We start from the raw sequence: 24,298 nt of genomic DNA, 5'->3' as shown, positions 1-24,298 counted from the left end.
CCGACCGTCTTCTTCTCGGCGATTGCACTCGCTGCCACCGTCATCTTCTGGCTCTGATCAGTGAGTCCTGAACCTAGCCGGCTGTTAACGCCTCACCGCTATTGCCGCGGCTAAAAGGAGTCGCAGATATGAAGAAGCGTTGGCTGGTGGGTGGTGTTGCGGTGTTTGCGCTGCTGGGCGCGGGCACCATGGCGGTGCGGATGGCCCACAAGCACGCCCAGGCCGCAGCGGCGCACACGGTGGTGTTCGTCGATCCGCCCAAGGTTCCTGGCGTGGACGAAGCGGCAGCGCAGGCGCGGGTGAAGGCCCATCCCGGCGACGCCGCCGCCTGGGCGCTGCTGGGCGACGTGCAGTTGCGTGGCCGAGCCTTCCCGCAGGCCGAGGCATCTTATGTCCACGCCGTTTCGATCGACCCGAAGCGTGCGGAAACCTGGTCGGCGCTGGGCGAGGCGCGGATGCAGATCGAGCCCTCGCAGAACGGGCATCTGCCCGCCGGCGCGGCCGAGGCGTTCAACCACGCGCTCGCGCTCAACCCCAAGGACCCGCGCAGTCGCTTTTACCGCACGATGGAAAAGGATTTTCTGGGCCAGCACGATGCGGCGATCGGCGAATGGCTGGCCCAGTTGCGCGAGGCGCCGATGGGTTCCGATGCCGACGAATCGATTCGTGCTGCGATCACTGCTTCGGTGCGACGGAACCAGCAGCTGATCGGGCAGGCAATGCGCGAGGCGAGCGCGGTCCAGCCGCGCTATCGCCAGGCGCCCTTGCCGCCCGCAGGTAGCAAGAACTGAGCCCCTTCGGGGCTCAGAACCCGTTTGGAAATGCGCTGCTGCGCATTTCCAAACAGACTCTCAGGCGAACAGGCTCAGCCGGCGCCGCGACAGCGCGAGCAGTCCGAGCGCGCCGAACCCGAACAGCGCCATGGTGCCGGGTTCGGGCACCGGCGTCGGCTGGCCGTTGTTGTAGAAGGAGAAGTTCGCTGCCTCGAGCGCGGTAGCGGACGAGAGCAGCTGGACCGAGCTGATCTTGTCGCCGGTGCTCGGGTCGACCGAGAAGGTGACGTAGCGGTTGCGGTCGGGCGAGAGAAAGTCGCTGTTGCTGACCGCGCCGACCTGCGAACCCGTCAGCTGGCCGAGCAGCTTGCCGGCCTGATCGAAATATTTGACGGTGTTGTACGAGTCGATCGATCCCCACAGGAACTGGACATTGTCATAGCCCGTGCTGCTGGAGATGGTGGCCGGCGTGCCGACATCGGCAGCCAGATAATTGCCGGTCGCGCCCACGGGGAGCGTCGTGCCGTTTTGCGAGCTGGGATAGATGGTGCCGCCGTTGAGCGAAAAGCCGTTCGGCAGCGGCGCATTGAAGCTGAACGACACGCCGCCCTGGCTGCCATTATAGGCGTTGCTGTTCGAGGTGAACGAGGTCTGGGCGGAAGCCGCCGTCGTCAGACCGATAAACGCCACTCCAGCCAGACACATCCGCTTGAACATTGTGATCCTCGTTACGCAACCGTTGTTATCGGAATGATGCGTATCACAGGGGATGGTTCAGGACATGTGCAGGAATCGGCGGCCGCATGGCCGGACTGTTCCACAGTAGAACAGATGCCCCAGCATGGGGCATATCGTATACTGTTAACCAATAATAGCCGGCCGGCGGTCGGGAAGGGCGGGGCTGGCCCGCCCAATCACCGCTTATTCGGCGCGTTCGGCCAGCACTGTCAGCCCGCGTTCGTTGACTTCGGCGAAGCCGCCTTCGACGCGGATCAGCTCGGGCGTGGTCGCACCGGCCTTATAGACTTCAATATTGCCGTCGCGGATCGTCGACATCACCGGGGCATGGCCCTCCAGCACGCCGAAATCCCCCTCGCTGCCGGGGACGACGACCATGTGGACTTCTTCCGAGCGGACTAGGCGTTCCGGGGTGACGAGTTCGAAGTGCAGCATTTTAATTTCCAAGCTCCAGCTGTTCGCTGATCAAGACCTGAGGGCCAGCATCGCCATAATGATCTTTTGTTCGACGGGAAACGACCAACACCGCTTGAGATGCTGTTTGCTGGCGCCCCCGATATTCGGTACTCACCACGCTGCCCTGAATTACCTCGTTCCGTTTCTCCCATTTCTGGAGAAAGCTCGAGGAAGCCAAAACAGTCTCGACCGCTGCAGCGCTTCCGGCAGTGTCCGTCACGGCGTGACACACCGGCAACACATCAGATGTTGTAATCCAGACCTGTCCCGCCGGACTGGCAACCGACCAGTGATGCAAGGCGACGCGCCATTGCGGTGGCGGCATGGCAGCGGCCGGGACGCTGTCCCGGCCTCTCAGACCCCGTTCATACAGCCCGCTTCTTTTCGGGAACTGGCTGACATGATCTGCCCAGGTGGTAGGCTTGCTGATCCAGTTGTCACAGGCATCGAAAGATGCAGACAACAATCCTTCCGGCGAAGGTGGTGTTTCCACGCCCGCGGCGCTTAGACCCCAAGCCGCCAGAAGGATCGCTGTAGCAGTCAATTACGCCTCGTCGGCGAGCTTCTTGGCCTTGGCGATCGCGTCGTCGATGCCGCCGACCATGTAGAAGGCCGCTTCCGGCAGATGGTCATACTCACCGTCGACCACCGCCTTGAACGAGCGCACCGTGTCTTCCAGCTGCACGAAGGCGCCCGGAATACCGGTGAACACTTCAGCGACGTGGAACGGCTGGCTGAGGAAGCGCTGGATCTTGCGGGCGCGGGCGACGGTCAACTTATCCTCTTCGGAAAGCTCGTCCATGCCCAGGATCGCGATGATGTCCTGCAGCGACTTGTACTTCTGCAGGATCGCCTGCACCGCACGCGCCGTTTCGTAATGCTCCTGGCCGACGATGCGGGGCTCGAGCACGCGGCTCGTCGAGTCCAGCGGGTCCACGGCCGGGTAGATGCCCAGTTCCGAGATCGCGCGGTTGAGCACGGTCGTCGCGTCGAGGTGGGCGAACGAGGTCGCCGGCGCTGGGTCGGTCAAGTCGTCGGCGGGCACGTACACGGCCTGCACCGAAGTGATCGAACCCTTGTTGGTCGAGGTGATGCGCTCCTGCAGCGCGCCCATGTCGGTCGACAGGGTCGGCTGATAGCCCACGGCCGAGGGAATACGGCCGAGCAGTGCCGACACTTCGGCGCCCGCCTGGGTGAAGCGGAAGATGTTGTCGACGAAGAACAGCACGTCCTGGCCTTCGACGTCGCGGAAATATTCGGCGATCGTCAGGCCCGACAGCGCGACGCGGGCACGGGCGCCCGGCGGCTCGTTCATCTGGCCATAAACCAGCGCCACCTTCGATCCTTCGGTGATGGCGTTGCCGTCGGCGTCCTTGGCGATAACGCCGGCGTCGAGGAATTCGTGATAGAGGTCGTTGCCCTCACGGGTACGCTCGCCCACGCCCGCGAACACCGAGGTGCCGCCATGGCCCTTCGCGATGTTGTTGATCAGTTCCTGGATGAGCACGGTCTTGCCCACGCCGGCGCCGCCGAACAGGCCGATCTTGCCGCCCTTTGCGTACGGCGCGAGCAGGTCGATCACCTTGATGCCGGTGACGAGGATGCTGGCTTCGGTCGACTGCTCGATGAATTCCGGCGCCTTGGCATGGATCGGCGCCTTGAGGTCGGTGTCGACCGGGCCACGCTCGTCGATCGGTTCGCCGACGACGTTCAGGATGCGGCCGAGCGTCTTCGGGCCGACCGGCACGGAGATCTGCGCGCCGGTGTCGGTCACGGTCTGGCCGCGGGTCAGGCCCTCGGTCGAGTCCATCGCGATCGTGCGGACGGTGTTCTCGCCCAGATGCTGCGCGACTTCGAGGACCAGACGCTGGCCGTTATTGTCCGTCTCCAGCGCCGAAAGGATCGCCGGCAGGGCATTGTCGAACGTCACGTCGACGACCGCGCCGATCACCTGGCTGATGCGGCCGACATTGTTGGTGCCCGTGGCGGGGCGGGTGTCTACAGCGGCGGTTGCCATCGTTGCTTTCCTTGCTTCGTGCAGCTTTTAGAGCGCTTCCGCGCCCGAAATGATTTCCACCAGTTCGGTCGTGATCGCGGCCTGGCGGGAACGGTTATATTCGATCGTCAGCCGGTTGATCAGATCGCCGGCATTGCGGGTGGCGTTGTCCATCGCGGTCATCGACGCGCCCTGTTCGCTGGCCTGGTTCTCCAGCAGCGCCTTGAAGATCTGCACCGTCAGGTTGCGCGGCAGCAGATCGGCGAGGATCGTCTCCTCGTCGGGCTCATAGTCGACGGCAGCGCCCGAACCGGCTTCGCCCGTCGCCGGCACCGAGACCGGGATGAGCTGCTGTTCGGTCGGAAGCTGGGCCAGCGCCGAGCGGAAGTGCGAGTAGAACAGGGTCGCCACGTCGAACTCGCCCGCAAAGAAGCGGTCGGTCACGTCCTTGGCGATCGCGCGCGCCTCGTCATAGCCCGGCGTCCGCACCGCAGTGGTGTCGAACTGGCCGACGATCATGCCGGGAAAGGTACGGGCGATCACCGCGCGGCCCTTGCGACCGACGAGGTAGAACTTCACCGTCTTGCCCTCGGCAATCAGCGCGCGTGCCTTCAGCACCGCCGCCTTGACGATATTGGCGTTGAACGCACCCGACAGGCCCTTGTCGCCATTGGCGACGAGCAGCAGGTGCGTCTCCGCCTTGCCGGTGCCGGCGAGCAGACGGGGTGCGCTGTCGCTGCCCCCCACCTTGCTCGCGAGGCTGGCGACCACGCCCTCGAGGCGCTGGGCATAGGGGCGCGCGGCTTCTGCGGCGGCCTGCGCCTTCCGCAGTTTCGCCGCCGCGACCATCTGCTTGGCCTTGGTGATCTTCTGGGTCGATTTGACCGAGGCGATCCGGCCCTTGAGTTCCTTGAGGCTGGCCATCCGGCAGCGGTCCCTTAGGCGAAGGTCTTGGCGAAGGCGTCGAGCGCGGCCTTCACCTTGTCCCGCGTGTCGTTCTCGAACGCCTTGGTGGTGCGGATCTCTTCCAGAATATCCGCATGGTGCGAACGGAAGTGGACCAGCATCGCGGCTTCGTAGCGAACCACGTCCTTCACGGCGACGGCATCGAGATAGCCGCTGGTGCCGGCGAAGATCGACACGGTCTGCTCTTCGAACGGCAGCGGGCTGAACTGCGGCTGCTTCAGCAGCTCGGTCAGGCGCGCACCGCGGTTGAGCAGCTTCTGGGTCGAGGCGTCGAGGTCCGAACCGAACTGCGCGAAGGCAGCCATTTCGCGATACTGGGCCAGCTCGAGCTTGATCGAGCCCGACACCTTCTTCATCGCCTTGGTCTGCGCCGACGAACCCACGCGCGACACCGACAGACCGACGTTAATCGCCGGACGAATGCCCTGGTAGAACAGGTTCGTCTCGAGGAAGATCTGGCCGTCGGTGATCGAGATCACGTTGGTCGGAATGTAGGCCGACACGTCGCCCGCCTGGGTTTCGATGATCGGCAGCGCGGTCAGCGAGCCGGCGCCATTGGCGTCGTTCATCTTCGCGGCGCGCTCGAGCAGGCGGCTGTGGAGATAGAAAACGTCGCCCGGATAGGCTTCGCGGCCCGGCGGACGGCGCAGCAGCAGCGACATCTGACGATAGGCGACGGCCTGCTTGGAAAGGTCATCATACACGATCACGGCGTGCATGCCGTTGTCGCGGAAGAATTCGCCCATCGCGCAGCCGGTGTACGGTGCGAGGAACTGCAGCGGCGCCGGCTCCGACGCGGTGGCGGCGACGACGATCGAATATTCCATCGCGCCATTCTCTTCGAGCTGGCGGACGATCTGCGCGACGGTCGAGCGCTTCTGGCCGACGGCGACGTAGATGCAATAAAGCTTCTTCGACTCGTCGGTGCCGCTGTTCGGGCCCTTCTGGTTGATGAAGGTGTCGATCGCGACGGCGGTCTTGCCGGTTTGGCGGTCGCCGATGATCAGCTCGCGCTGGCCACGGCCGATCGGCACGAGGGCGTCGATCGCCTTGAGGCCGGTCTGCACCGGTTCGTGCACCGACTTGCGCGGGATGATGCCCGGCGCCTTCACTTCGACGCGGCGACGCTCGGTATATTCGATCGGGCCCTTGCCATCGATCGGGTTGCCCAGGCCGTCGACGACGCGGCCGAGCAGACCCTTGCCGACCGGCACGTCGACGATGGTGCCGGTGCGCTTGACGGTGTCGCCTTCCTTGATCTCGGCGTCCGAGCCGAAGATCACGACGCCGACATTGTCGGCTTCGAGGTTGAGGGCCATGCCCTGCACGCCATTGGCGAATTCGACCATCTCACCGGCCTGGACATTGTCCAGCCCGTGGATGCGCGCGATGCCGTCGCCGACCGACAGCACCTGGCCGATTTCCGAAACCTGGGCCTCGGTGCCGAAATTGGCGATCTGGTCCTTGATGACCTTGGAGATTTCTGCGGCGCGGATATCCATCTTCTTAGCCTTCAGCCTTTCATCGCGTGCGCGAGGGAGTTCAGTCGGGTCTTGATCGACGAATCGATCATCTGGCTGCCGATCTTCACGACCAGGCCGCCGAGCAGCGAGGGATCGACCGACAGGTCGATGGTCACTTCGCGGCCGATACGGGTACGGAGCTGCGCCTTCAGCGCATCGACCTGCGCCGCGTCGAGCGGATGGGCCGAAATCACTTCGGCCGTCGTCTCGCCGCGGTGGCGCGAGGCCAGGGTGCGGAAGGCGCGGATGATCGCCGGCAACTGGGCCAGGCGGCGATTCTCGGCCAGCACGCCCAGAAACTTGATGGTGGTCGCGTCGAGCGCCATCACGCCGGCAGCCGCAGCAACCGCCTTGCCCGCGACGGCGCGGCCGATCAGCGGGCTGGTGGTGAGCGCCTTGAACTCGGCCGATTCGTCGAGCGCAGCACGCACCTTGGCAAGGCTCGCCTCGACAGCGTCGATGGCCTTTGCGTCACGCGCCAGCTCGAACAGGGCGGTTGCGTAGCGTCCGCTTAGGCTGGCCTGGATACCGCCGGAATTCTCCACGCGATTCGATTCCTCTCGGAGGGTCGGAGTTGGCCCCATGCAACAACGGGGGCGGCGCAAAGGCGCCCCCTGATGGGTTGGCGGGCTGCTAGCATCGCCGGTGCGGTGATGCAACCCGAGTCCCGGAACTGTCACCAATCAGGTCTTGCAGGGTCTTCGCGCACGGTGCGCAGCGACTTTCGCGGGACTGGCGGATGCGCGGCGAATGTTAGCGGTACGGCGGGATATTTTGCGCGCCTTGCCTGCCGCTGGGCATTGGCATCTGTCGCTCTCGCTCCCCTCCCTGCAAGGGAGGGGACGGGGGTGGGTGCGCGCGCCTGCGCGCTACAAAAAAGCCACCGCACGCTGACAACCGAGTCCCGCCGCCTGACGGCGGCGGACCCACCCCCCAGCCCCTCCCTGCCAGCAGGGAGGGGAGAGAAAAGTCGGGCGCGTGCCCCTTACCGCGGGCGGGCGCCTTGACGGGGCTTGCCGCCGCCTGCCGGGCGGGCATGCCATTTGCGCTTGGCATTGGCATAGTTGCGCGGCTGTTCGGCGCGGGCGCCGTCGCTGCGACCGGCCTCGCCACGCGGACCGTCCGCCCGACGCGGCTGTTCGCCGCGCGGACCTTCGTGGCGGCGCGGCTGTTCGCTGCGCTGCCCCTCGGGCCGGCGCGCCTGACCGTCGCCACGGCGGCCCTGCGCATGCTGCATCGCGCGACCGTTGCGGCCGTTCTGTTCGTCGCGGCTCACCGGCACCGGCGCGCGGCTCGACTTGATCTTGTCGGCTTCGGCCAGGAAGTTTTCGGGCAGCGGCTGCACCGTCAGCTTCTGGCGGGTGAGCTTCTCGATGTCCTTCAGGTACGGCCGCTCGTCGTCGGCGCAGAAGCTGATCGCCACGCCGTCATTGCCGGCACGCGCGGTGCGGCCGATGCGGTGGACATACTGCTCCGGCACGTTCGGCAGCTCGAAGTTGAACACATGGCTCACGCCCGACACGTCGATGCCGCGCGCCGCGATGTCGGTCGCGACCAGCAGCTTCACCTTGCCCGAGCGGAACTCGCCCAGCGCGCGCTCGCGCTGCGGCTGGCTCTTGTTGCCGTGGATCGCGTTCGAGGCGATGCCGTTGCCGGCGAGCAACCGCACGACACGGTCGGCGCCATGCTTGGTGCGGGTGAAGATCAGCGCGCGGTCGATCTCCAGCGCGCGCAGCTGCATCGTCAGCAGCGCCTGCTTCTCCGTCTGGTTGACGAAGGTGACGAACTGCTCGACGCGCTCGGCGGTGGTGGCGACCGGGGTCACCTTCACTTCGACCGGGTTGTGGATGAACTGGCTGGCCAGCTCGCGGATCGACTTGGGCATGGTCGCCGAGAAGAACAGCGACTGGCGCTTGGCCGGCAGCTCCTTCACGATACGGCGCAGCGCATGGATGAAGCCGAGGTCGAGCATCTGGTCGGCCTCGTCGAGCACCAGAATCTCGATGCCGAGCAGGATCGCGTAGCACTGGTCGAGCAGGTCGACGAGGCGGCCCGGCGTAGCGACGAGGATGTCGACGCCGCGGGCGAGGTCGGTCTTGTTCTTGTGGACCGAGGTGCCGCCGAACACGGTGGCGATGCGCAGGCCGGTGCCCTGGGCATAATGCCTGGCATTGTCGGCGATCTGTGCGGCGAGCTCGCGGGTGGGGGCGAGCACCAGCATGCGGCAGCCGCGCGGCTGGGCGCGCTTGCCGCTGGCGACGAGCCGGTCGATCGACGGGAGCATGAATGCGGCGGTCTTGCCGGTGCCGGTCTGGGCGATGCCGAGCAGGTCGCGCCCTTCGAGCAGCGCCGGGATCGACTGGGCCTGGATCGGCGTCGCTTCGCTATAGCCCTTGGCGGCAAGCGCAGCGAGAACGGTCTCGGAAAGGCCGAGGTCTTTGAATTGCATGTGAAACCCTTAAAAAATGGGCCGGCGCACACGCCAGATGGGCGCGCGCGAAGGCGGGGTCAACAACGTGACGCCCCGCGTGATTTGGGAAGCCGGTAAAAGCGGGGCAGAGCCGCGCGGCGCTTTTTTCCCCTAAGGGCCTGCGCCGCCGATCACGCTGCATAAAATGCCACGCCGTGGTGCAGCATATGGCAGCAATACTGCCAAAGGTCAAGCAATGGACGGAACGGGGGCAAGACGCCGGGTTGGGGCTGCAGCGTCTCGCCCCCGTCCGTTGCACACCAGCACAATCCCCCCGGATTACGCGAGCTGGCATGCGCGGGCCGGTGATACTGGCCGGCCCGGTCGCTGGGTGGAGGGAGAGACCGGGGCAGGTAAACCCTCCGTCGACGACACAGGAAGAGTGCCCCGATCCGCTGCCGGGGACAATTTGACCGCGACGGGGCTGCGACGGCTGCGACTGGTGCGACGAAAAGTCGCCGAATTGCAGGAAGCATTAACCCGTCGCGATTAGTCCGGTGCGCAAGTCAGGGGCCTATCGGATCGTGTTGATTGCAAGACTGGAAGTATGGGGAAGCATGGACCCGCGCGGCGCGGTGCGCTTTCTCGTGGATCGCGGCACCACCGTGCGTGGCATGGACGGCAAGCCGTTCGACGCGCAGGTGGAGAATTTCTCGCGCACCGGCTTCCTGTTCGTCGCGGATGTCGCGCTGCCAGTCGGTACATTGATCTGGATCGGCCTGTCGGGCGCCGGCGCGCGGGAGGCCAAAGTGGTGTGGCGCGACGGTGCGCGGCATGGCTGCGAGTTCCTGATGCCGCTCGCCCAGCGCGACCTGCAACACGCCTTTCGCAGCCAGGACGACATCATCGCCGATCTGGAGGAACTGCTCCGCCGCGCCAGGCTGCCGCGCCGGGATCAATAGGATCACGCCGCGCGTCTTTGGGCGCAAGCGGCGGGATGTATGCCGGTGCCGCTTGGCCTAGGATCGCGGCCATGGACACGCTCTCCCTCTCCGAAGATGCCTGCTGGGCTGCATTCACGGCACGCGACCGGTCGCACGATGGTCGCTTCGTTGTCGCTGTCACCACCACCGGCATTTATTGCAAGCCGAGCTGCCCGGCGCGGCGTCCGCTGCGCGCGCATGTCCGCTTTCTGGCGGATGGCGACGCGGCGCGGGCGGCGGGGTTCCGGCCCTGCCTGCGCTGCCGCCCCGACGACGCGGCACGCGATGCCGTTGCGGTGGCGCGCGCGGCGGCGCTGATCGAGGCGGCCGAGGAACCGATCGGGCTGGAGGCGCTGGCGGCGGCGGTCGGCTATGCCCCGCACCATTTCAACCGGCTGTTCAAGCGCGCTACCGGCGTTACCCCTGCTGCCTATGCGCGCGGCCTGCGCGCCCGGCGGATGACCGAGGCGCTAGGGCATGAGGAAAGCGTCACCCGCGCCATCTACGAGGCAGGCTATGCGGCACCCAGCCGGTTTTACGAGCAGGCGGACGCCCGGCTGGGGATGACGCCCAGCGCCTGGCGTGCCGGCGGGGCGGGCGTGACGGTCCGCTGGACGATCGCGCCGACCAGCCTGGGGCCGCTGCTGATTGCCGCCACCGACAAGGGGCTGTGCCGCGTCGCGTTCGATGAGGACCAGTTCGCGCTGGCGCGGCGCTTTCCCGCGGCCGAGATCCTGCCCGGCGGCGCAGCGCTGGCCGATCTGGCGGCGCGCGTGGTGGCTGAAGTGGAGCGGCCCGGGCGCGTGACGGACCTGCCGCTCGACGTGCAGGGCACCGCGTTTCAGGAGGCAGTGTGGCAGGCGCTTCGTGCGATCCCGGCGGGCGAGACGCGCAGCTATGCCCAGCTCGCTGCCGAGGCGGGGGCGCCTGCGGCGGTGCGGGCGGCGGGTACGGCCTGCGGCGCCAATCCGGTCGTGATCGCCATTCCGTGCCACCGCGCCCAGCGCGGCGACGGCAGCATGGGCGGCTATGCCTATGGCATCGATCGCAAGCGGGTGCTGCGCGCCCGCGAGGGCGTTATCGAGCGGAAATAGCCCGCGCTTACTGGCCGCTGCTCGCGCAATTATAGACGAGCTTTTCGTTATAGACCTGCGGCAGCGTGGCGCGGATCGACTGCTGTTGCGCAGCCAGGCTGGCACGCGCCGCCTGGTCGCTGGTGCAGGTCTTGACCGGCACGGTCGCCCGCACTTCGCGCGCGCGCTTCATTTCGTCGGCGGAAAGCAGGTAGCGGGTGTTAGTATAGGTGCGCGTTGCCGGATCGAAATCGAGCACCGACACGGTCTGTTCCTGATCGGGCACCAGCACGCGCTGCCAGTGCTTGCCCGATTCGGCATATTGGGTGCGGCCGTTGATGCAGCCATCCTCGCCGATGTCGAGCTGCACGGTGGGCGTCGACGAGACGGTCAGGCGGCTGCGGTCGGGCGCCAGCGTGCAGACCAGCTTGCCCAGCGCGGCGCTCTGCGGTGCGGCGGCTTCGGCGCTGCTGTTGCCGTCCGGCACCGGCACCACCTGCGATTCGTCGAAATTCGGGCGGCTGACGAACACCACCACGGCAGCGATCAGCAGCACCCCGCCGCCGGCCGCCACCCAGATCCCCTCGCGCTTGCTGCCCCGGCCGATCATCAGCCCGGCGCCGCCCAGCGCCAGCGCGCCGAACACCAGCATCACGGCCGCAATCGCCATATAGGTTTCGCGCATCGATTCATTGGTGGCGCGGGCCTTCGCGATGGCGCTCTGGCGCGCGGCTTCGGCCTGGGCGGATGCGGCGCGGGCCTTTTCGTCGGCCAGCAGCTTGTCCTTTTCGTCGGCGCTTTTGTCGAGCGCCATCCGCTCCTCGACGCTCATGCAGGGGCCGTCCACCAATTGGAACGGCTGGTTGGCCTGGCGCAGGAACGCCATCAGCTCGCTGTCGGCAATGGCGAAGGCGAAGGTGGCATCGCCTTCTTCGGAGCGGGTGATCGCCGAATTGACGCCGAGCACGCGGCCGCACGGATCGAGCAGCGGGCCGCCCGAATTGCCGCGGGCGATATTGGCGGTGTGGAGCAGCACCGACACGCCTTCCATTGTCCGCAGCCCGGCAAAGCCGCCCTGCGAGCGGACCGGGGACAGCGGCGTGATGAAGTCCGCCGCCGAGCGCGCCGTGGCGAGATCGACATTGCCGGGATAGCCCAGCGCGATCAGCGATTCGCCGTCGGTCGGGCTGCCGCTGAACAGCGTGAGAGGCGGCAGGCGAATGCCGGTGAATTCGATCAGCGCCAGGTCGCGCTGCGTATCGATGGCGATCAGCCGCCCCTGATAGGATTTGGCGCCTTCGGACGGAACCACCCCGATCACGACATTGTCGGGATAGCGCGAGGCAAGCTCGACGACATGGGCATTGGTGACGACGCGATTCGGCGCGACGGCAAAGCCGCTGCCATGGCCGAAGCCGACCACTTCGTCGTCTGCCACGGCAATGGTGACGATGCGCACGACGCCGCGCCCGGCCGCCGAAATATCGTCCGCCCGCGCCGGCATCGCCCAGGCCAGCACCAGCGCCACCAGCATCGCCAACCGCATCACCAAGACCCCGTAATGATCGTTAAAGGGCGCTTTCGACCAAAAGCGGCGGGGGTTCAAGCGCAGCAGTTACCGGGATAGTAAAACCCGTCGGATACAAGTTCTCACACGAAGCTGTACGGATCCACATCCACCGCCACGCGCACGCGCGGGCTCCAGCTCAGGGCGCCAAGCCAGGTGCGGATCGCGTCCTGCACCGCGAAACCGCGTTTCGCATGCACGAGCAGGCGGAAGCGGTGGCGGCCGCGCAGCATCGCGAGCGGGGCGGGGGCGGGGCCATAGACGTGCATCTCGGCGAGTTCCGGTGCCGCGCGGCCGATCATGCGTGCAGCTTCCTCCGCCGCGACCTTGTCCTCCGACGAGACGACGATCGCGGCATAGCGGCCATAGGGCGGTGCATCGGCGTGGCGGCGCGCCTCGGTCTCCGCCGCGTAGAATGCTTCGGCATCGCCGGAGATCAGCGCTTGCATCACGCCGGCTTCGGGCGCGTGGGTCTGGATGAACACGGTGCCCGGTTTCTCGCCGCGCCCGGCACGCCCGGCGACCTGCATGATCTGCTGGAAGGTGCGCTCCGCCGCGCGCAGGTCGCCGCCATCGAGCCCCAGATCGGCATCGACCACGCCGACGAGCGTGAGGTTGGGGAAGTGATAGCCCTTGGTGACGAGCTGGGTGCCGACGACGATGTCGATCGCGCCATGCTCCATGCGCTGCACGAACTCGGCCGCCTTGGCCGGCGACCAGAGCGTGTCCGACGTGACGATCGCGGTGCGCGCCTCGGGCCATAGCGCCGCGACCTCGTCCGCGATCCGCTCGACGCCGGGGCCGCAGGCGACCAGCGTGTCGTCGGACTTGCACTCCGGGCACATGCTCGGCGTGGGCATGTTGTGGCCGCAATGGTGGCACGACAGGCGGTGGAGCAGCCGGTGCTCGACCATCCAGGCGGTGCAATTGGGGCACTGGAAGCGGTGACCGCAATGCCGGCACAGCGTGAGCGGCGCATAGCCGCGGCGGTTGAGGAACAAGAGCGACTGTTCGCCGCGCTTCAGCGTTTCCTCGATCGCCGCGACCAGCCGGGGCGCCAGCCAGCGGCCGCGCTCGGGGGGCTCGCGGATCAGGTCGATCGGCTCGATCTTCGGCAGTTCGGCCACACCATAGCGGCCGGGCAGCTTGAGTTCGGCATAACGGCCGACCTCGACCTGATGCCGCGTCTCGATGGCCGGCGTGGCGGAGGCGAGGACGACCGGGCAGCGCTCGAACATGCCGCGCATCACCGCCACGTCGCGCGCGTGATAGTGGACACCCTCTTCCTGCTTGAAGCTGGTTTCGTGCGCCTCGTCGACGACGATCAGGCCCAGCTTCGAATAGGGGAGGAACAGTGCCGAACGCGCGCCCACCGTCACCATCGCCTCGCCGCCGGCGATCGCCCGCCAGGCGCGGCGGCGCTCCGAGCTGCGCAGGCCCGAATGCCAGGCGACCGGCTCACAGCCGAAGCGCCCGGCGAAGCGAGTGAGGAAAGGTTCGGTCAGCGCAATTTCGGGGAGCAGCACGAGCGTCTGCCTGCCCGCCGCGAGCGCGGCTGCGACTGCTTCGAAATAGACCTCGGTCTTGCCCGATCCGGTGACGCCGTCGAGCAGGAAGGGCTGGAAGGCGGCTTCCTCCACGGCCTTGCGCAGGGCCGCCGCCACGGCGGACTGCGCCGGGCTGAGGTGCGGCGGCGCATAGCCGGGATCGGGCAAGGGATAGGGTGCCTGGGTATCGACCGTCACCGGCTCGATCGCGCCGGCCTTTACCAGCCCGCGAATCACTGCGTCGGACACTTCGGCGATGGCAGCGAGTTCGCGCACCAGCCCCTGGCGTTCACCGATCCGCTCCAGCGCCTGGGCGCGTTGCGGGGTAAGCCGGTCGGGGAGCAGGCCCGTGGCGCGATATTCGGTAATCGTCGGGGCTGCCTCGAACGCTGCCGATGTGCGCAGGCTCATCGCCAGTACCGCGGAAAGCGGGGCGAGATAATAGTCCGCCGTCCATTCGATCAGCCGCCGCACGGGCGCGGGGATCGGCGGCGCGTCGGCGACGGCCAGGATCGCGCGCAGCCGGTTGTCGCCGATCTCCTCGGTGGGCAGCCGTTCGGCCTCCCACACCACGCCGGCGAACTGGCGCGGCCCGATCGGCACGACGACGATGCTGCCCGGTTCCACCGCCATGCCCGACGGCACGCGATAATCGAGCGGCCCCAGAGCCGGATGGAGGACGAGAATGCGGGCGCGGGACATGACTGGCCCCTCATATGGGCATTTCGTGCGGAACGGGAATCCCGTATCGCCAGTTGGTCCCCTCGGGAGATCGACGATGCTGTTGTTTGCCTTGCTGCTCGCCCAGACCGTGCCGGCCGATGCCGGTACCGCCTGCAAAACGACCGATGCCAGCCTGCCGGCCGCGCTTGCGGGCTGGCGTGCGCCCGGCGACACGCTGGAACCCGGCAAGGCGGTGGCGCTCGATACCGTCGACGGTGCGAGCCTGAAGGGACTGCCGGCGGGCACCAGGCCAGGCCGGGCGGCGATACTGGAATTTCGCATCGCGCAGGCCGGCACCTATGGCGTGGCGCTCGACCAGCGTGGCTGGATCGACGTTCTGCCCGGCGCGACCGGCGGCGAGCCGCTCAAGCCGGCGGCTTTCGGCCATGGCCCCGAATGCTCGTCGATCCGCAAGATCGTGCGGTTCACGCTGGCGCCGGGCAGCTATCGCCTGTTCGTGACGGGCCTGGCGTCGGCAAAGGCCAAGGTGATGCTCGTTACCGGCTGAGCCGCCGGACTGGAACCGTATCCGTTGTTTTCGCACTTGGGCGCGCTTGTTGGAGGATTTGAACAAGAATAGAACATAGATGAAACAAATGAGGGATTCGGCATGTTCGCATTCTTGTTGCTTGTCGCCGCCGGCGGGGTGCCCTGCACGTCGATCGCGCTGCCGCCTGCGCTGACCGGATGGACGCGCAGCGGCGAGGGGCTCGATACCCGCCACGCGGTCGTGCTCGATGCCCGGCAGGGGGCGGCGGAAACGCAGGTCACGATTCGCAAGGCGGGCACCTTCGGCATTGCGATCGACCAGCCCGGATGGGTCGATCTGACCGGGCCCGGAGGCCGGGCGATGCGGCTGGTTTCCCGCGACTCCGGCATCGCCTGCGCAAAAATCGACAAGATTGTCTATTATCGGCTGGCGCCCGGAACCTATCGGGTCACGGTCAAGCGATTGAATGCGAAGCAGGTAAAGCTGATGCTGGTGCATCGCCCGGGGCAGGCGCGGGGGTTTGCCCGCAGCACGCGGCTGGGCTAGGCGGGCGCAAACCGCCTCCAGAAGGATCCTCCGTATGAAGTTCTTTGCCGATACCGCCATCATCGACGACATTCGCGATCTGGCGGATGCCGGTCTGCTCGACGGCGTCACCACCAACCCGTCGCTGATCCACAAGTCGGGCCGCAACTTCCTGGAAGTGGTGGCGGAAATCTGCGCGATCGTCGACGGGCCGGTTTCGGCCGAAGTCGTCGCGCTCGATTATGAAGGCATGATGCGCGAGGCGGAAATCGTCCGGAAGATCGCCGACAATGTCGCGGTCAAGCTGCCGCTGACGATCGACGGGCTCAAGGCCTGCAAGGCGCTGACCAGCGACGGCACGATGACCAATGTGACGCTGTGCTTCTCGGCCAACCAGGCGCTGCTGGCCGCCAAGGCAGGTGCGACCTTCATCTCGCCGTTCGTCGGCCGGCATGACGATATCGGCTTCGACGGCATGCAGCTGATCGCCGACATCCGCCTGATTTACGACAATTACGGCTTCGAGACCGAAATCCTGGTCGCCAGCGTGCGCCATCCGATCCATGTCTATGAAGCCGCCCGCATCGGCGCCGACGTGATGACCGCGCCGCCGTCGGTGATCAAGCAGCTCGTCAAGCACCCGCTGACCGACAAGGGCATCGAATCGTTCATGGCCGACTGGGCGAAGACGGGGCAGTCGATCGGCTGAGGATTGCCGCATGTATCCCCCTCCCGCTTGCGGGAGGGGCTAGGGGAGGGGACTGACGTGGAAGTTCTAGCACGTCCGGTTACGTTCGGCCCCTCCCCCAACCCCTCCCGCAAGCGGGAGGGGAGCGCGGGCGGCGTCCGCCTGGCAAAGCCATGACCGACCTTCCCTTGCCCCGCCGTTTCGCCGAGCATCTCGGCCGCGACCGGCGGCGGTCCGCGCACACGATCCGCGCCTATGAGGCGACTGCGATCCGGCTGCTCGCCTTTCTCCAGCGTCATTGGGGCGGACCCGTTGCGCAGGACGCGCTGGCCAAGGTGAGCGCCGCCGATCTTCGGGCATATCTCGCATATCGCCGGGATGACGGCCTCTCCAACACCTCCGCCGCACGCGAACTTTCCGCCGTGCGCGCCTTCCTGAAATTTGCCGGCGGCGACGAGGGCGAATTGCCGCGGCTGCGCGGGCCGAAGGTGAAGAAGGGGCTGCCGCGCCCGATCGCCCCGCACGAGGCCGTGGCGCTGGCCGAATGGGCATCGGACGAGGCCGCCGAACCCTGGATCGCCGCGCGCGACTGGGCAGTGCTGCTGCTGCTCTATGGCGGCGGGCTGCGGATCGGCGAGGCGGTCGCGCTGACCGGTGCGGTGCTGCCGCTTGGTGATACGCTGCGGGTGACGGGCAAGCGCGCCAAGACGCGCACCGTCCCGTTGTTGCCGCAGGTGCGCGCCGCGATCGAAGCCTATGTCGCGGCCTGTCCTTGGGCGACTGGTCGCGACTTGCCGCTGTTTCGCGGCGCAAAGGGCGGCCCGCTGCCGCCGGGCGCGATTCGCAAGGCGGTGCGCGCGGCGCGGGTTGCGCTCGGCCTGTCCGAGCGGACGACGCCGCATGCGCTGCGGCACAGCTTTGCCACGCACCTGCTGGGGCGCGGCGCCGATCTGCGCGCGCTGCAGGAGTTGCTGGGCCATGCCAGCCTCAGTTCGACACAGGTCTATACCGCCGTCGATGCCGCGCATCTGCTCGACGTGTACCGGAACGCCCATCCGCGCGCCTGAGGGGTGGGTGTCGTCACCCTTATCCCGCGCCTCACATCCCCATTCTAAGCCGATCGCAAATGAGCGGGAGGGCAAACGGCGCCTCAACAACCGCCGTCATTCCCGCGCAGGCGGTAATCCATTGTCCTCAACGCTGCACGAAAGAACTGCAATATCAGCGCCAATGGATCCCCGCCTCCGCGGGGATGACAATGGGATTTTGCCAGATGCGATAGCTCTCCCTGCCTGTCCCAATGGGGGAGGGCCGGCGCCATGCGTGGGAGCGCAATGCACGGCGTTGTCCTTACGCCTCGCGCGGCTTCCATGTCAGCACGCGCCAGACATAAAAGACCGCCATTGCCGCCGCGCCGATCAGGATCGCGGGCGTCACCCAGCGGTCGATCTCGGCGACCATCGCGCCCAGGCCATAGCCGGCGCCGACCAGGGCTGCGTTCCAGATCGCGCTGCCGGCTGCGGTGTAGAGACAGAAGCGCCAGAAGCGCATGTGCATCAGCCCGGCCGGCAGCGAGATGATCGTGCGGCCGAACGGCATGAAGCGGAACACAAAGATCGTTGGGCCGCCCCAGCGGTCGAAGGCGTGCTTGAACCGCTCGACATCGTACCATTCCACCGTCAGCCACCGACCCCAGCGCGCAACGAACGGCTTCAGCCGCTCATACCCCAGCCGTCGGCCGATTTCCCACCAGAAGAGGTTGCCGACCACGGTACCGAGCGTGCCGATAACCACCAGCAGGGTCGGATCGAAATGCCCCCTGGCCGCGCCGATGCCCGCCACGCCCATGATCGCCTCGGACGGGATGGGCGGCACGACATTTTCGAGCACCATCAGCAGGAAGATGCCCCAATAACCCCAGGAAATCAGGATCGCCATCGCCTCAGCGCCCCGTCATCCGCGCGCGGCGACACGGGCCTCGATCGCATCCCAGATCATGCCCGCCGTATCGGTGCCGTTGAACCGGTCGATCGCGACGATGCCCGTCGGCGAGGTGACGTTGATTTCGGTGAGCCATTGCCCGCCGATAACGTCGATACCGACGAAAAGGAGCCCGCGCTTCTTCAGTTCCGGCCCGAGCACCGCGCAGATTTCCTGCTCGCGCGCCGTCAGCTCGGTCTTGGCCGCCGACCCGCCGACCGCCAGGTTCGAGCGGATTTCGCCTTCGCCCGGCAACCGGTTGATCGCGCCTGCCACTTCGCCATCGACCAGCACGATGCGCTTGTCGCCCTTGACGATGTCGGGAAGGAAGGCCTGCACCATGTGCGGCTCGCGATAGGCGGTGTTGAAAACCTCGATCAGCGAAGAGAGGTTGGCGCCGTCGCGGCCGATCTTGAAGATCGCCTTGCCGCCATTGCCGTGCAGCGGCTTGACGACGATCTCGCCATGTTCGGCCAGGAACGCCTTCGCCTCGTCGACCGAGCGGGTGACGAGCGTCGGCGGCATGAATTGCGGGAAATCGAGCACCCACACCTTTTCGGGCGCGTTGCGGACGCTGGCCGGGTCGTTCACCACCAGCGTGCGATCGGCGATCCGCTCGAGCAGATGGGTGGCGGTGATATAGCCGAGGTCGAAGGGCGGATCCTGGCGCATCAGCACGACATCGGCCTCTTCGCCCAGATCCAGCTTCACCGGATCGCCGAAGCGGAAATGGTCGCCGGCTACGCGCTGCACCGTCACCGGATGCGCTCGGGTCCAGACGCGGCCGGCGCTGTAGTTCAGGTCTTCGGGGGCATAATGGAACAGCCGGTGCCCGCGCGCCTGCGCCGACAGCATCAGCGCGAAGCTCGAATCGCCTGCGATGTTGATCGAATCGAGCGGGTCCATCTGCACGGCGACGGTAAGCGACATTCTGCCTCCCAGGTGTCTTGTCGGGCCAACTCACCCGATCCAGGCATTCTCGATATGGCGAGGCAAGGTGCGCGGGGCAATGAGGATCACGTCGACGCGGATATCGTCGCCCGGCGCGGCATAGCGCGGCATCAGCAGTTCGGCCGCGGCGGCGACGCGGGCGAGGCGGCGCTCGTCGATGGCGAAGTCGAGTTCGGCGGCGGACTTCCGCGTCTTCACTTCGACAAAGGCGACGAGCGCGCCGCGCTTTGCCACGATATCGACTTCGCCGGCGGGCGTGCGCACGCGCGTATCGAGAATGCGCCAGCCGCGCAGCCACAGCCACCAGGCGGCGCGCCGCTCGCCGTCGCGGCCGCGTGCTTCGGCGGCGCGGCGGTCCCTCACCCCTTCATCTCCATCGCCCGGGCGTAGAGCGCCTTGCGGTCCAGCCCCAGCCGCTTCGCCACTTCGCCGGCTGCCTTGGAGGCGGGCAGGCGAGTCAGCGCTTCGGCCAGTGCGGCGTCGGCGTCCTCGGCCGTGGCGGTTGCGGCCTCGCCGGGCGGGCCGACGATGATCACGATCTCGCCCTTGGGCGGCGCCTCGGCATAGCGTGCGGTGAGAGTGGAGAGCGTGCCGGTCACGCATTCCTCGAACTTCTTGGTGATTTCGCGGGCGACGCCCGCCTCGCGATCGCCAAGCCCTTCGGCAAGTGCCGACAGGCAGGCGGCAAGGCGAGGCCCCGATTCGTACAGCACCAGCGTCGCCTTGATCCCCGCCACTTCGGCGATCGCCTCGGCCCGGGCGTGCGCCTTGCTCGGCAGGAAGCCCAGGAAAAAGAACCGGTCCGTGGGCAATCCCGCCAGCGTCAACGCGGCGATGGCGGCGCAGGGGCCGGGAATCGTCACCACTGCATGGCCGGCGGCGCGCGCGTCGCGCACCAGCTTGTAACCGGGATCGGAGATCAGCGGCGTGCCCGCGTCAGAGACCAGCGCCACTGCCTCACTGGCCATCCGCGCGATCAGCGCCGGCCGAACGGCGTCGGCATTATGGTCGTGATAGGGCAGCATCGGCCGCTTCACGCCGATATGGCGGAGCAGCCCCGCCGTCACACGGCTGTCTTCGACTGCAACCACATCGGCGCGTGAGAGTATCATGCTGGCGCGCGGCGACAGGTCACCGAGATTGCCGATCGGAGTGGCCACGATATAGAGGCCAGGCGCGAGAACAGGTTCCATCGGGGAGAGTCATGGCAGAGGCCAAAGGGAAATCGCAACCGGGGCTGTTCGCCCGGCTTCGCTGGGCAGTGCTCGGCGCCACCTTATTTGCGGCGGCCTGTTCGGGCGGCCCGCGAATCATTCCCGAGGCGGAAAAGCCCGCACCGGTGGAAAAACCGGTCGAACGGCCGCGACCGGTGATCCAGCCGGGCCTGCCGCAGGATGTCGAGCGGCACCGTATCGCGCTGCTCGTGCCGCTGACCGGGCCCAATGCCGGCGTCGGCAAGTCGCTGCAAAATGCGACCCAGCTCGCGATTCTCGACACCGGCACCGATGCGATTCGCATCACCAGCTATGACACCACCGGCGCCGGCGGTGCGGTCGGGGCGGCGGAGCGTGCGATTGCCGATGGCGCCAAGCTGATCCTGGGCCCGCTGCTGGCGGAGGATGCCCGCGCCGTGGCGCCGGTCGCGCGCCGCGCGCATGTGCCGGTGCTCAGCTTCTCCAATGATGCCAGCGCGGCCGGCGGCGGTGTCTATCTGCTGGGCTATTCCCCGTCGCAGTCGATCGAGCGGGTGGTCGATTATGCCAAGGCGAACGGCATCACCAGTTTTGCCGGGCTGATCCCGGCCGGCGTCTATGGCCAGCGCGCCTCGACTGCGTTTCTACGCGCAGTGGAAGATGCCGGCGGCAAGGTGCTGGCGATGGAAACCTATGACGGTCGCCCGGGCTCGATGGCTGCGGCGATCGGCAAGCTGGGCGCGGCGCCCTATCAGGCGGTGCTGATCGCGGGCAGCGCCGGCGGTGCGACGGTGGCGGTGCCGGTGATTCGCCGGTCGGCCAGCGGCAAGGCGGCCCGGGTGCTGGGTACCGAGCTGTGGAACACCGATTCGGCCGCGGCCAGCCGCCCCGTGCTGAACGGCGCCTGGTTCGCCAGCGTGCCCAACGGCGTCTATCGCCAATATGCCGTGAAATATCGGGCGCGCTTTGGCGCGGCGCCCTATCGGCTGTCGGCGCTGGGATATGATTCGGTGCTGCTGACGGTGCGGATTGCCCGCGACTGGCGCCCGGGCACCGACTTCCCGGCCGCCGAACTGGTCGACCATGACTTTGGCGGCGTCGACGGCGCATTCCGCTTCAGTCGCGACGGCATCGCCCGGCGCGCGCTGGAGGTGCAGGAGGTGCGCGGCGGTGCGATCGTCACGGTATCGCCGGCGCCGAACAAGGCGGAGTAAGGGGGCTTACGCCACCAGCTCGCGCAGGATCGCCTCCAGCACCGGCATCCCGGCTTCGGTAACGCGGAGCCGGTCGCCGGTCTGTTCGGCCAGTCCCTGCGCCTGCAACCGGGTGAGGGCCGGAAATGAAATGGGGGCCGTGCCGCCCGACAGGCTGGCGACACGCGCCAGATCCACGCCCTCGTTCAGCCGCAACCCCATCAGCAGCGCCTCGGTGCCGCGGTCGACGGGTGTGAGCGGGTCTTCGCTGGCCAGTCCATGGCCGTTGCGTGCGATGGCTGCCAGCCAGTTTTCCGGCTTTTTGTGGCGAAGCGTGGCGAGGCCGCCGCGTCGGCCATGGGCGCCCGGGCCGACCCCGGCATAATCGCCGTAACGCCAATAGGTCAGGTTATGCCGGCTTTCGGCGCCGGGCCGGGCATGGTTGGAGATTTCATAGGCCGGCAGCCCTGCCGCAGCCGTACGGGCGCGGGTCGCCTCGAACAGATCGGCGCCGGTGTCGCCATCGGGGATGGTCAGCTCGCCCTTCGCGGCCAGCGTCGCGAACCGCGTGCCGGGCTCGATGGTGAGCTGGTAGAGCGAGAGATGCTCAGTGCCGAAGCCGATCGCGCGGTCGAGTTCGGTTTCCCAATCGGCGAGCGATTGGCCGGGCCGGGCATAGATCAGGTCGAAACTGACACGGGCGAAGCTGCGCTGCGCCGTTTCCAGCGCCGCCAGCCCTTCGGTCACGTCGTGCGCACGGCCCAGAAATCGCAGCGCGGCATCGTCGAGTGCCTGCAGCCCCAGCGACACGCGGTTGACGCCCGCTGCCGCAATATCGGCGAAGCGCGCCGCCTCGACCGACGAGGGATTGGCCTCCAGCGTTATTTCGATGTTTGGTGCGAACGGCCAGGCGCTTTCCGCCGCCGCGATGATCGCCGCGACGGTTTCGGGTGGCATCAGCGACGGCGTGCCCCCGCCGAAGAAGATGGAGCCGAGCGTGCGGCCGGGCAGCAAGGCCGCTTCATGGGCAAGATCCGCAAGCAGCGCCGCGCGCCACTGCGCCTGATCCACGCTTTCGCGGACATGGCTGTTGAAGTCGCAATAGGGGCATTTCGACACGCAGAACGGCCAATGCACATAGAGCGCCAGGGGCGCGGCTGCGGTCATGGGAGCGGGGGGAGACAAAGGGGCGCCTTTCTGTCTCCTGCCGATGCCATGCGGGCGAAGAGGCGGCAATGGCTGGTTGCGACTTTCTGCGCCCGGGAGCGCTGCGCACGCCTCATTTTCGCGGCCCTTTCGCACAGCAGCAAATTTCCTGCGCCTGACCTGTGAGGATCAGCCGCGCTGGCACCGTCTTTATTGCTGAAGCGTTAATGCATGGGGCCCGTATTGTTTCCGTTTGATTTCCCGTTTCGCCACGCGAGCGATACTCTCGCCTATGGCCTGCGTTGCGGGGAATCGCAGTGATCGGGTCTGCAGTCGGGGCATTGCTGTTCGTTTCGCCGGCCGGTCCCGCGCAGGCGGCCGTTTCGCTTGCGGCGCAGTCGCAGCAGGCGCCGGCGCCGCTTGCAGAGGCGATCCCGCTTGCCACCGCTGCCGCCGTTCCCGCTGCTAATGCCGCGCTCCCGGCCGAGGGCGAAGAGGTACAGACGGTCGAAGTCACGGCCCGGCGGCACCATCCGCACGAGGATCCGCTGGAGGGCGTGAACAAGCTCTCCTTCTCGCTCACCCAGCATTTCGATGACGCCATCACTGCGCCTGCCACCAGCGCCTATACCCATGTCGTGCCGAAACCGGTGCGTTCGGGGCTGCGCAACTTCTTCCGCAATCTGCGCGAGCCGGTGGTGTTCCTGAACTTCATGCTCCAGCTCAAGCCCGGCAAGGCGATCGAAACGGTCGGCCGCTTTGCCATCAATACCACGCTGGGGCTGGGCGGCGTGATCGATGTGGCGAAGCGCTGCCCGTTCAACCTGCCGCTCCGTCAGAACCGCTTTTCCGACACGCTGGGCTTTTACGGGGTGAAGCCGGGGCCGTTCCTCTATGTCCCGCTGGCCGGGCCCACCACGGTGCGTGATGTGGCCGGCGGGCTGGTCGACTTCATCGCCTCGCCCTTCATGCTGGGCGGGGTGTTCCGCTCCAAGCCCTATGTCATCAGCTCGGCGGCGATCCGGGTGGTCGACCGGCGCGACCAGAAGGAAGACATGCTGCGCAGCGTGCGCGACAGCGAAGACCCCTATGCGACGCGCCGCAACATCTATCTCCATCGCCAGCAGGAGCGGATCGACGCGCTGCACGGCCTGGAACCGGAACAGGCACAGCCGCAACGCTGCCGTCGCACGCCGGCGCCCGAACCCGCACCTGCCTCGCCTCCAACCGCGCCGGTACCGGCAGCGCCGCCGCCGCTGACTGCGCCGGAACCGGCCGCGCCACCGCCGCCGACCGCATCCGAACCGGCAGCACAGCCGGCACACGGATAAGCCGGTTCGGCGAGGCACCGTTGCCCGTCGCCCGCGCTTTGGGGGT

At 67.2% G+C, this 24,298-nt stretch carries 24 protein-coding genes; 9 read left to right on the top strand and 15 right to left on the bottom strand.

Going from position 1 to position 24,298, the window contains the following annotated elements:
- Positions 1-128 precede the first annotated feature (128 nt).
- Positions 129-791 (top strand): tetratricopeptide repeat protein, encoded by a 663-nt coding sequence (locus ACT53M_RS16390; RefSeq protein ID WP_476234722.1) that lies wholly within the window; start codon positions 129-131, stop codon positions 789-791.
- Positions 792-851: 60 nt separating this feature from the next.
- On the opposite strand, the gene ACT53M_RS16385 is transcribed toward ACT53M_RS16390, so the two are convergent.
- The 8 genes from ACT53M_RS16385 to ACT53M_RS16350 form a co-directional block, all read right to left on the bottom strand.
- Complete coding sequence (locus ACT53M_RS16385) at positions 852-1,490, bottom strand: Npun_F0296 family exosortase-dependent surface protein (protein WP_476234720.1); 639 nt, start codon at positions 1,488-1,490, stop codon at positions 852-854.
- A gap of 204 nt (positions 1,491-1,694) precedes the next feature.
- Positions 1,695-1,946, bottom strand: a complete 252-nt coding sequence (locus ACT53M_RS16380) for an ATP synthase F1 subunit epsilon (RefSeq protein ID WP_476229650.1) — start codon at positions 1,944-1,946, stop codon at positions 1,695-1,697.
- A 1-nt stretch (position 1,947) separates the two neighbouring features.
- On the bottom strand, positions 1,948-2,511 hold the full coding sequence (locus ACT53M_RS16375; protein WP_476234718.1) for a hypothetical protein: 564 nt from the start codon (positions 2,509-2,511) through the stop codon (positions 1,948-1,950).
- Entirely contained in the window at positions 2,512-3,984 is a 1,473-nt protein-coding gene (gene atpD / locus ACT53M_RS16370) for a F0F1 ATP synthase subunit beta (RefSeq protein ID WP_476229649.1), read from the bottom strand.
- 27 nt (positions 3,985-4,011) lie between these two features.
- Positions 4,012-4,887 carry a F0F1 ATP synthase subunit gamma gene (locus ACT53M_RS16365; RefSeq protein ID WP_476229648.1) on the bottom strand — a complete coding sequence of 292 codons (876 nt, stop codon included), beginning with the start codon at positions 4,885-4,887 and terminating at the stop codon, positions 4,012-4,014.
- A gap of 14 nt (positions 4,888-4,901) precedes the next feature.
- Positions 4,902-6,431, bottom strand: coding sequence for a F0F1 ATP synthase subunit alpha (gene atpA / locus ACT53M_RS16360; protein WP_476234715.1), 1,530 nt, complete (start codon positions 6,429-6,431; stop codon positions 4,902-4,904).
- Positions 6,432-6,442: 11 nt separating this feature from the next.
- On the bottom strand, positions 6,443-6,997 hold the full coding sequence (locus ACT53M_RS16355; RefSeq protein WP_476234714.1) for a F0F1 ATP synthase subunit delta: 555 nt from the start codon (positions 6,995-6,997) through the stop codon (positions 6,443-6,445).
- Between the two features lie 440 nt (positions 6,998-7,437).
- Complete coding sequence (locus ACT53M_RS16350) at positions 7,438-8,901, bottom strand: DEAD/DEAH box helicase (RefSeq protein WP_476234711.1); 1,464 nt, start codon at positions 8,899-8,901, stop codon at positions 7,438-7,440.
- Positions 8,902-9,479: 578 nt separating this feature from the next.
- On the opposite strand from ACT53M_RS16350, the gene ACT53M_RS16345 reads away from it, so the two are divergent.
- A complete protein-coding gene (locus tag ACT53M_RS16345; protein ID WP_476234709.1) occupies positions 9,480-9,824 on the top strand; it encodes a PilZ domain-containing protein in 345 nt (114 codons plus the stop codon).
- 71 nt (positions 9,825-9,895) lie between these two features.
- Positions 9,896-10,939 carry a bifunctional DNA-binding transcriptional regulator/O6-methylguanine-DNA methyltransferase Ada gene (gene ada, locus ACT53M_RS16340; protein ID WP_476234708.1) on the top strand — a complete coding sequence of 348 codons (1,044 nt, stop codon included), beginning with the start codon at positions 9,896-9,898 and terminating at the stop codon, positions 10,937-10,939.
- Positions 10,940-10,946: 7 nt separating this feature from the next.
- Here ada and ACT53M_RS16335 read toward each other — a convergent pair whose 3' ends face one another.
- Together ACT53M_RS16335 and ACT53M_RS16330 are read right to left on the bottom strand one after the other, a co-directional pair.
- Positions 10,947-12,464 (bottom strand): S1C family serine protease, encoded by a 1,518-nt coding sequence (locus ACT53M_RS16335; RefSeq protein ID WP_476234706.1) that lies wholly within the window; start codon positions 12,462-12,464, stop codon positions 10,947-10,949.
- Positions 12,465-12,568: 104 nt separating this feature from the next.
- Positions 12,569-14,734, bottom strand: a complete 2,166-nt coding sequence (locus ACT53M_RS16330; RefSeq protein ID WP_476234703.1) for a primosomal protein N' — start codon at positions 14,732-14,734, stop codon at positions 12,569-12,571.
- Between the two features lie 76 nt (positions 14,735-14,810).
- Here ACT53M_RS16330 and ACT53M_RS16325 point away from each other — a divergent pair, with 76 nt between their 5' ends.
- The 4 genes from ACT53M_RS16325 (at position 14,811) to ACT53M_RS16310 (ending at position 17,525) form a co-directional block, all read left to right on the top strand.
- On the top strand, positions 14,811-15,263 hold the full coding sequence (locus tag ACT53M_RS16325) for a hypothetical protein (protein ID WP_476234702.1): 453 nt from the start codon (positions 14,811-14,813) through the stop codon (positions 15,261-15,263).
- A gap of 102 nt (positions 15,264-15,365) precedes the next feature.
- Positions 15,366-15,791: a hypothetical protein gene (locus ACT53M_RS16320; protein ID WP_476234701.1), complete on the top strand. Its 426-nt coding sequence runs from the start codon at positions 15,366-15,368 to the stop codon at positions 15,789-15,791.
- 34 nt (positions 15,792-15,825) lie between these two features.
- On the top strand, positions 15,826-16,479 hold the full coding sequence (fsa, locus tag ACT53M_RS16315) for a fructose-6-phosphate aldolase (RefSeq protein ID WP_476229638.1): 654 nt from the start codon (positions 15,826-15,828) through the stop codon (positions 16,477-16,479).
- A gap of 152 nt (positions 16,480-16,631) precedes the next feature.
- Positions 16,632-17,525, top strand: a complete 894-nt coding sequence (locus tag ACT53M_RS16310; protein ID WP_476234700.1) for a tyrosine recombinase XerC — start codon at positions 16,632-16,634, stop codon at positions 17,523-17,525.
- A gap of 283 nt (positions 17,526-17,808) precedes the next feature.
- Here the strand turns inward: ACT53M_RS16310 and ACT53M_RS16305 are convergent, their stop codons facing one another.
- Genes ACT53M_RS16305 through rsmI form a run of 4 tightly spaced genes read right to left on the bottom strand, consistent with a single transcriptional unit; the run spans position 17,809 to position 20,582 of the window.
- Entirely contained in the window at positions 17,809-18,396 is a 588-nt protein-coding gene (locus ACT53M_RS16305; RefSeq protein WP_476234699.1) for a DedA family protein, read from the bottom strand.
- Between the two features lie 15 nt (positions 18,397-18,411).
- Positions 18,412-19,368, bottom strand: a complete 957-nt coding sequence (gshB, locus tag ACT53M_RS16300) for a glutathione synthase (protein WP_476234697.1) — start codon at positions 19,366-19,368, stop codon at positions 18,412-18,414.
- A 30-nt stretch (positions 19,369-19,398) separates the two neighbouring features.
- Positions 19,399-19,752: a YraN family protein gene (locus ACT53M_RS16295; RefSeq protein ID WP_476234695.1), complete on the bottom strand. Its 354-nt coding sequence runs from the start codon at positions 19,750-19,752 to the stop codon at positions 19,399-19,401.
- Complete coding sequence (gene rsmI / locus ACT53M_RS16290) at positions 19,749-20,582, bottom strand: 16S rRNA (cytidine(1402)-2'-O)-methyltransferase (protein WP_476234693.1); 834 nt, start codon at positions 20,580-20,582, stop codon at positions 19,749-19,751. Before rsmI ends, ACT53M_RS16295 begins: the two co-directional genes overlap by 4 nt.
- 11 nt (positions 20,583-20,593) lie before the next feature.
- On the opposite strand from rsmI, the gene ACT53M_RS16285 reads away from it, so the two are divergent.
- Positions 20,594-21,796 (top strand): penicillin-binding protein activator, encoded by a 1,203-nt coding sequence (locus ACT53M_RS16285; RefSeq protein ID WP_476234691.1) that lies wholly within the window; start codon positions 20,594-20,596, stop codon positions 21,794-21,796.
- 6 nt (positions 21,797-21,802) lie between these two features.
- On the opposite strand, the gene hemW is transcribed toward ACT53M_RS16285, so the two are convergent.
- Entirely contained in the window at positions 21,803-22,942 is a 1,140-nt protein-coding gene (gene hemW, locus ACT53M_RS16280) for a radical SAM family heme chaperone HemW (RefSeq protein WP_476234689.1), read from the bottom strand.
- Between the two features lie 296 nt (positions 22,943-23,238).
- Between hemW and ACT53M_RS16275 the strand changes: the two genes are divergently transcribed.
- Complete coding sequence (locus tag ACT53M_RS16275; protein ID WP_476234687.1) at positions 23,239-24,252, top strand: MlaA family lipoprotein; 1,014 nt, start codon at positions 23,239-23,241, stop codon at positions 24,250-24,252.
- The last annotated feature ends 46 nt before the right edge of the window (positions 24,253-24,298 follow it).

It is taken from the genome of Sphingomonas sp. DMC6 (assembly GCF_056314225.1).
The sequence above is the reverse complement of the archived record's forward strand: the minus strand, read 5'-3'. Positions and strand labels throughout refer to the sequence as shown.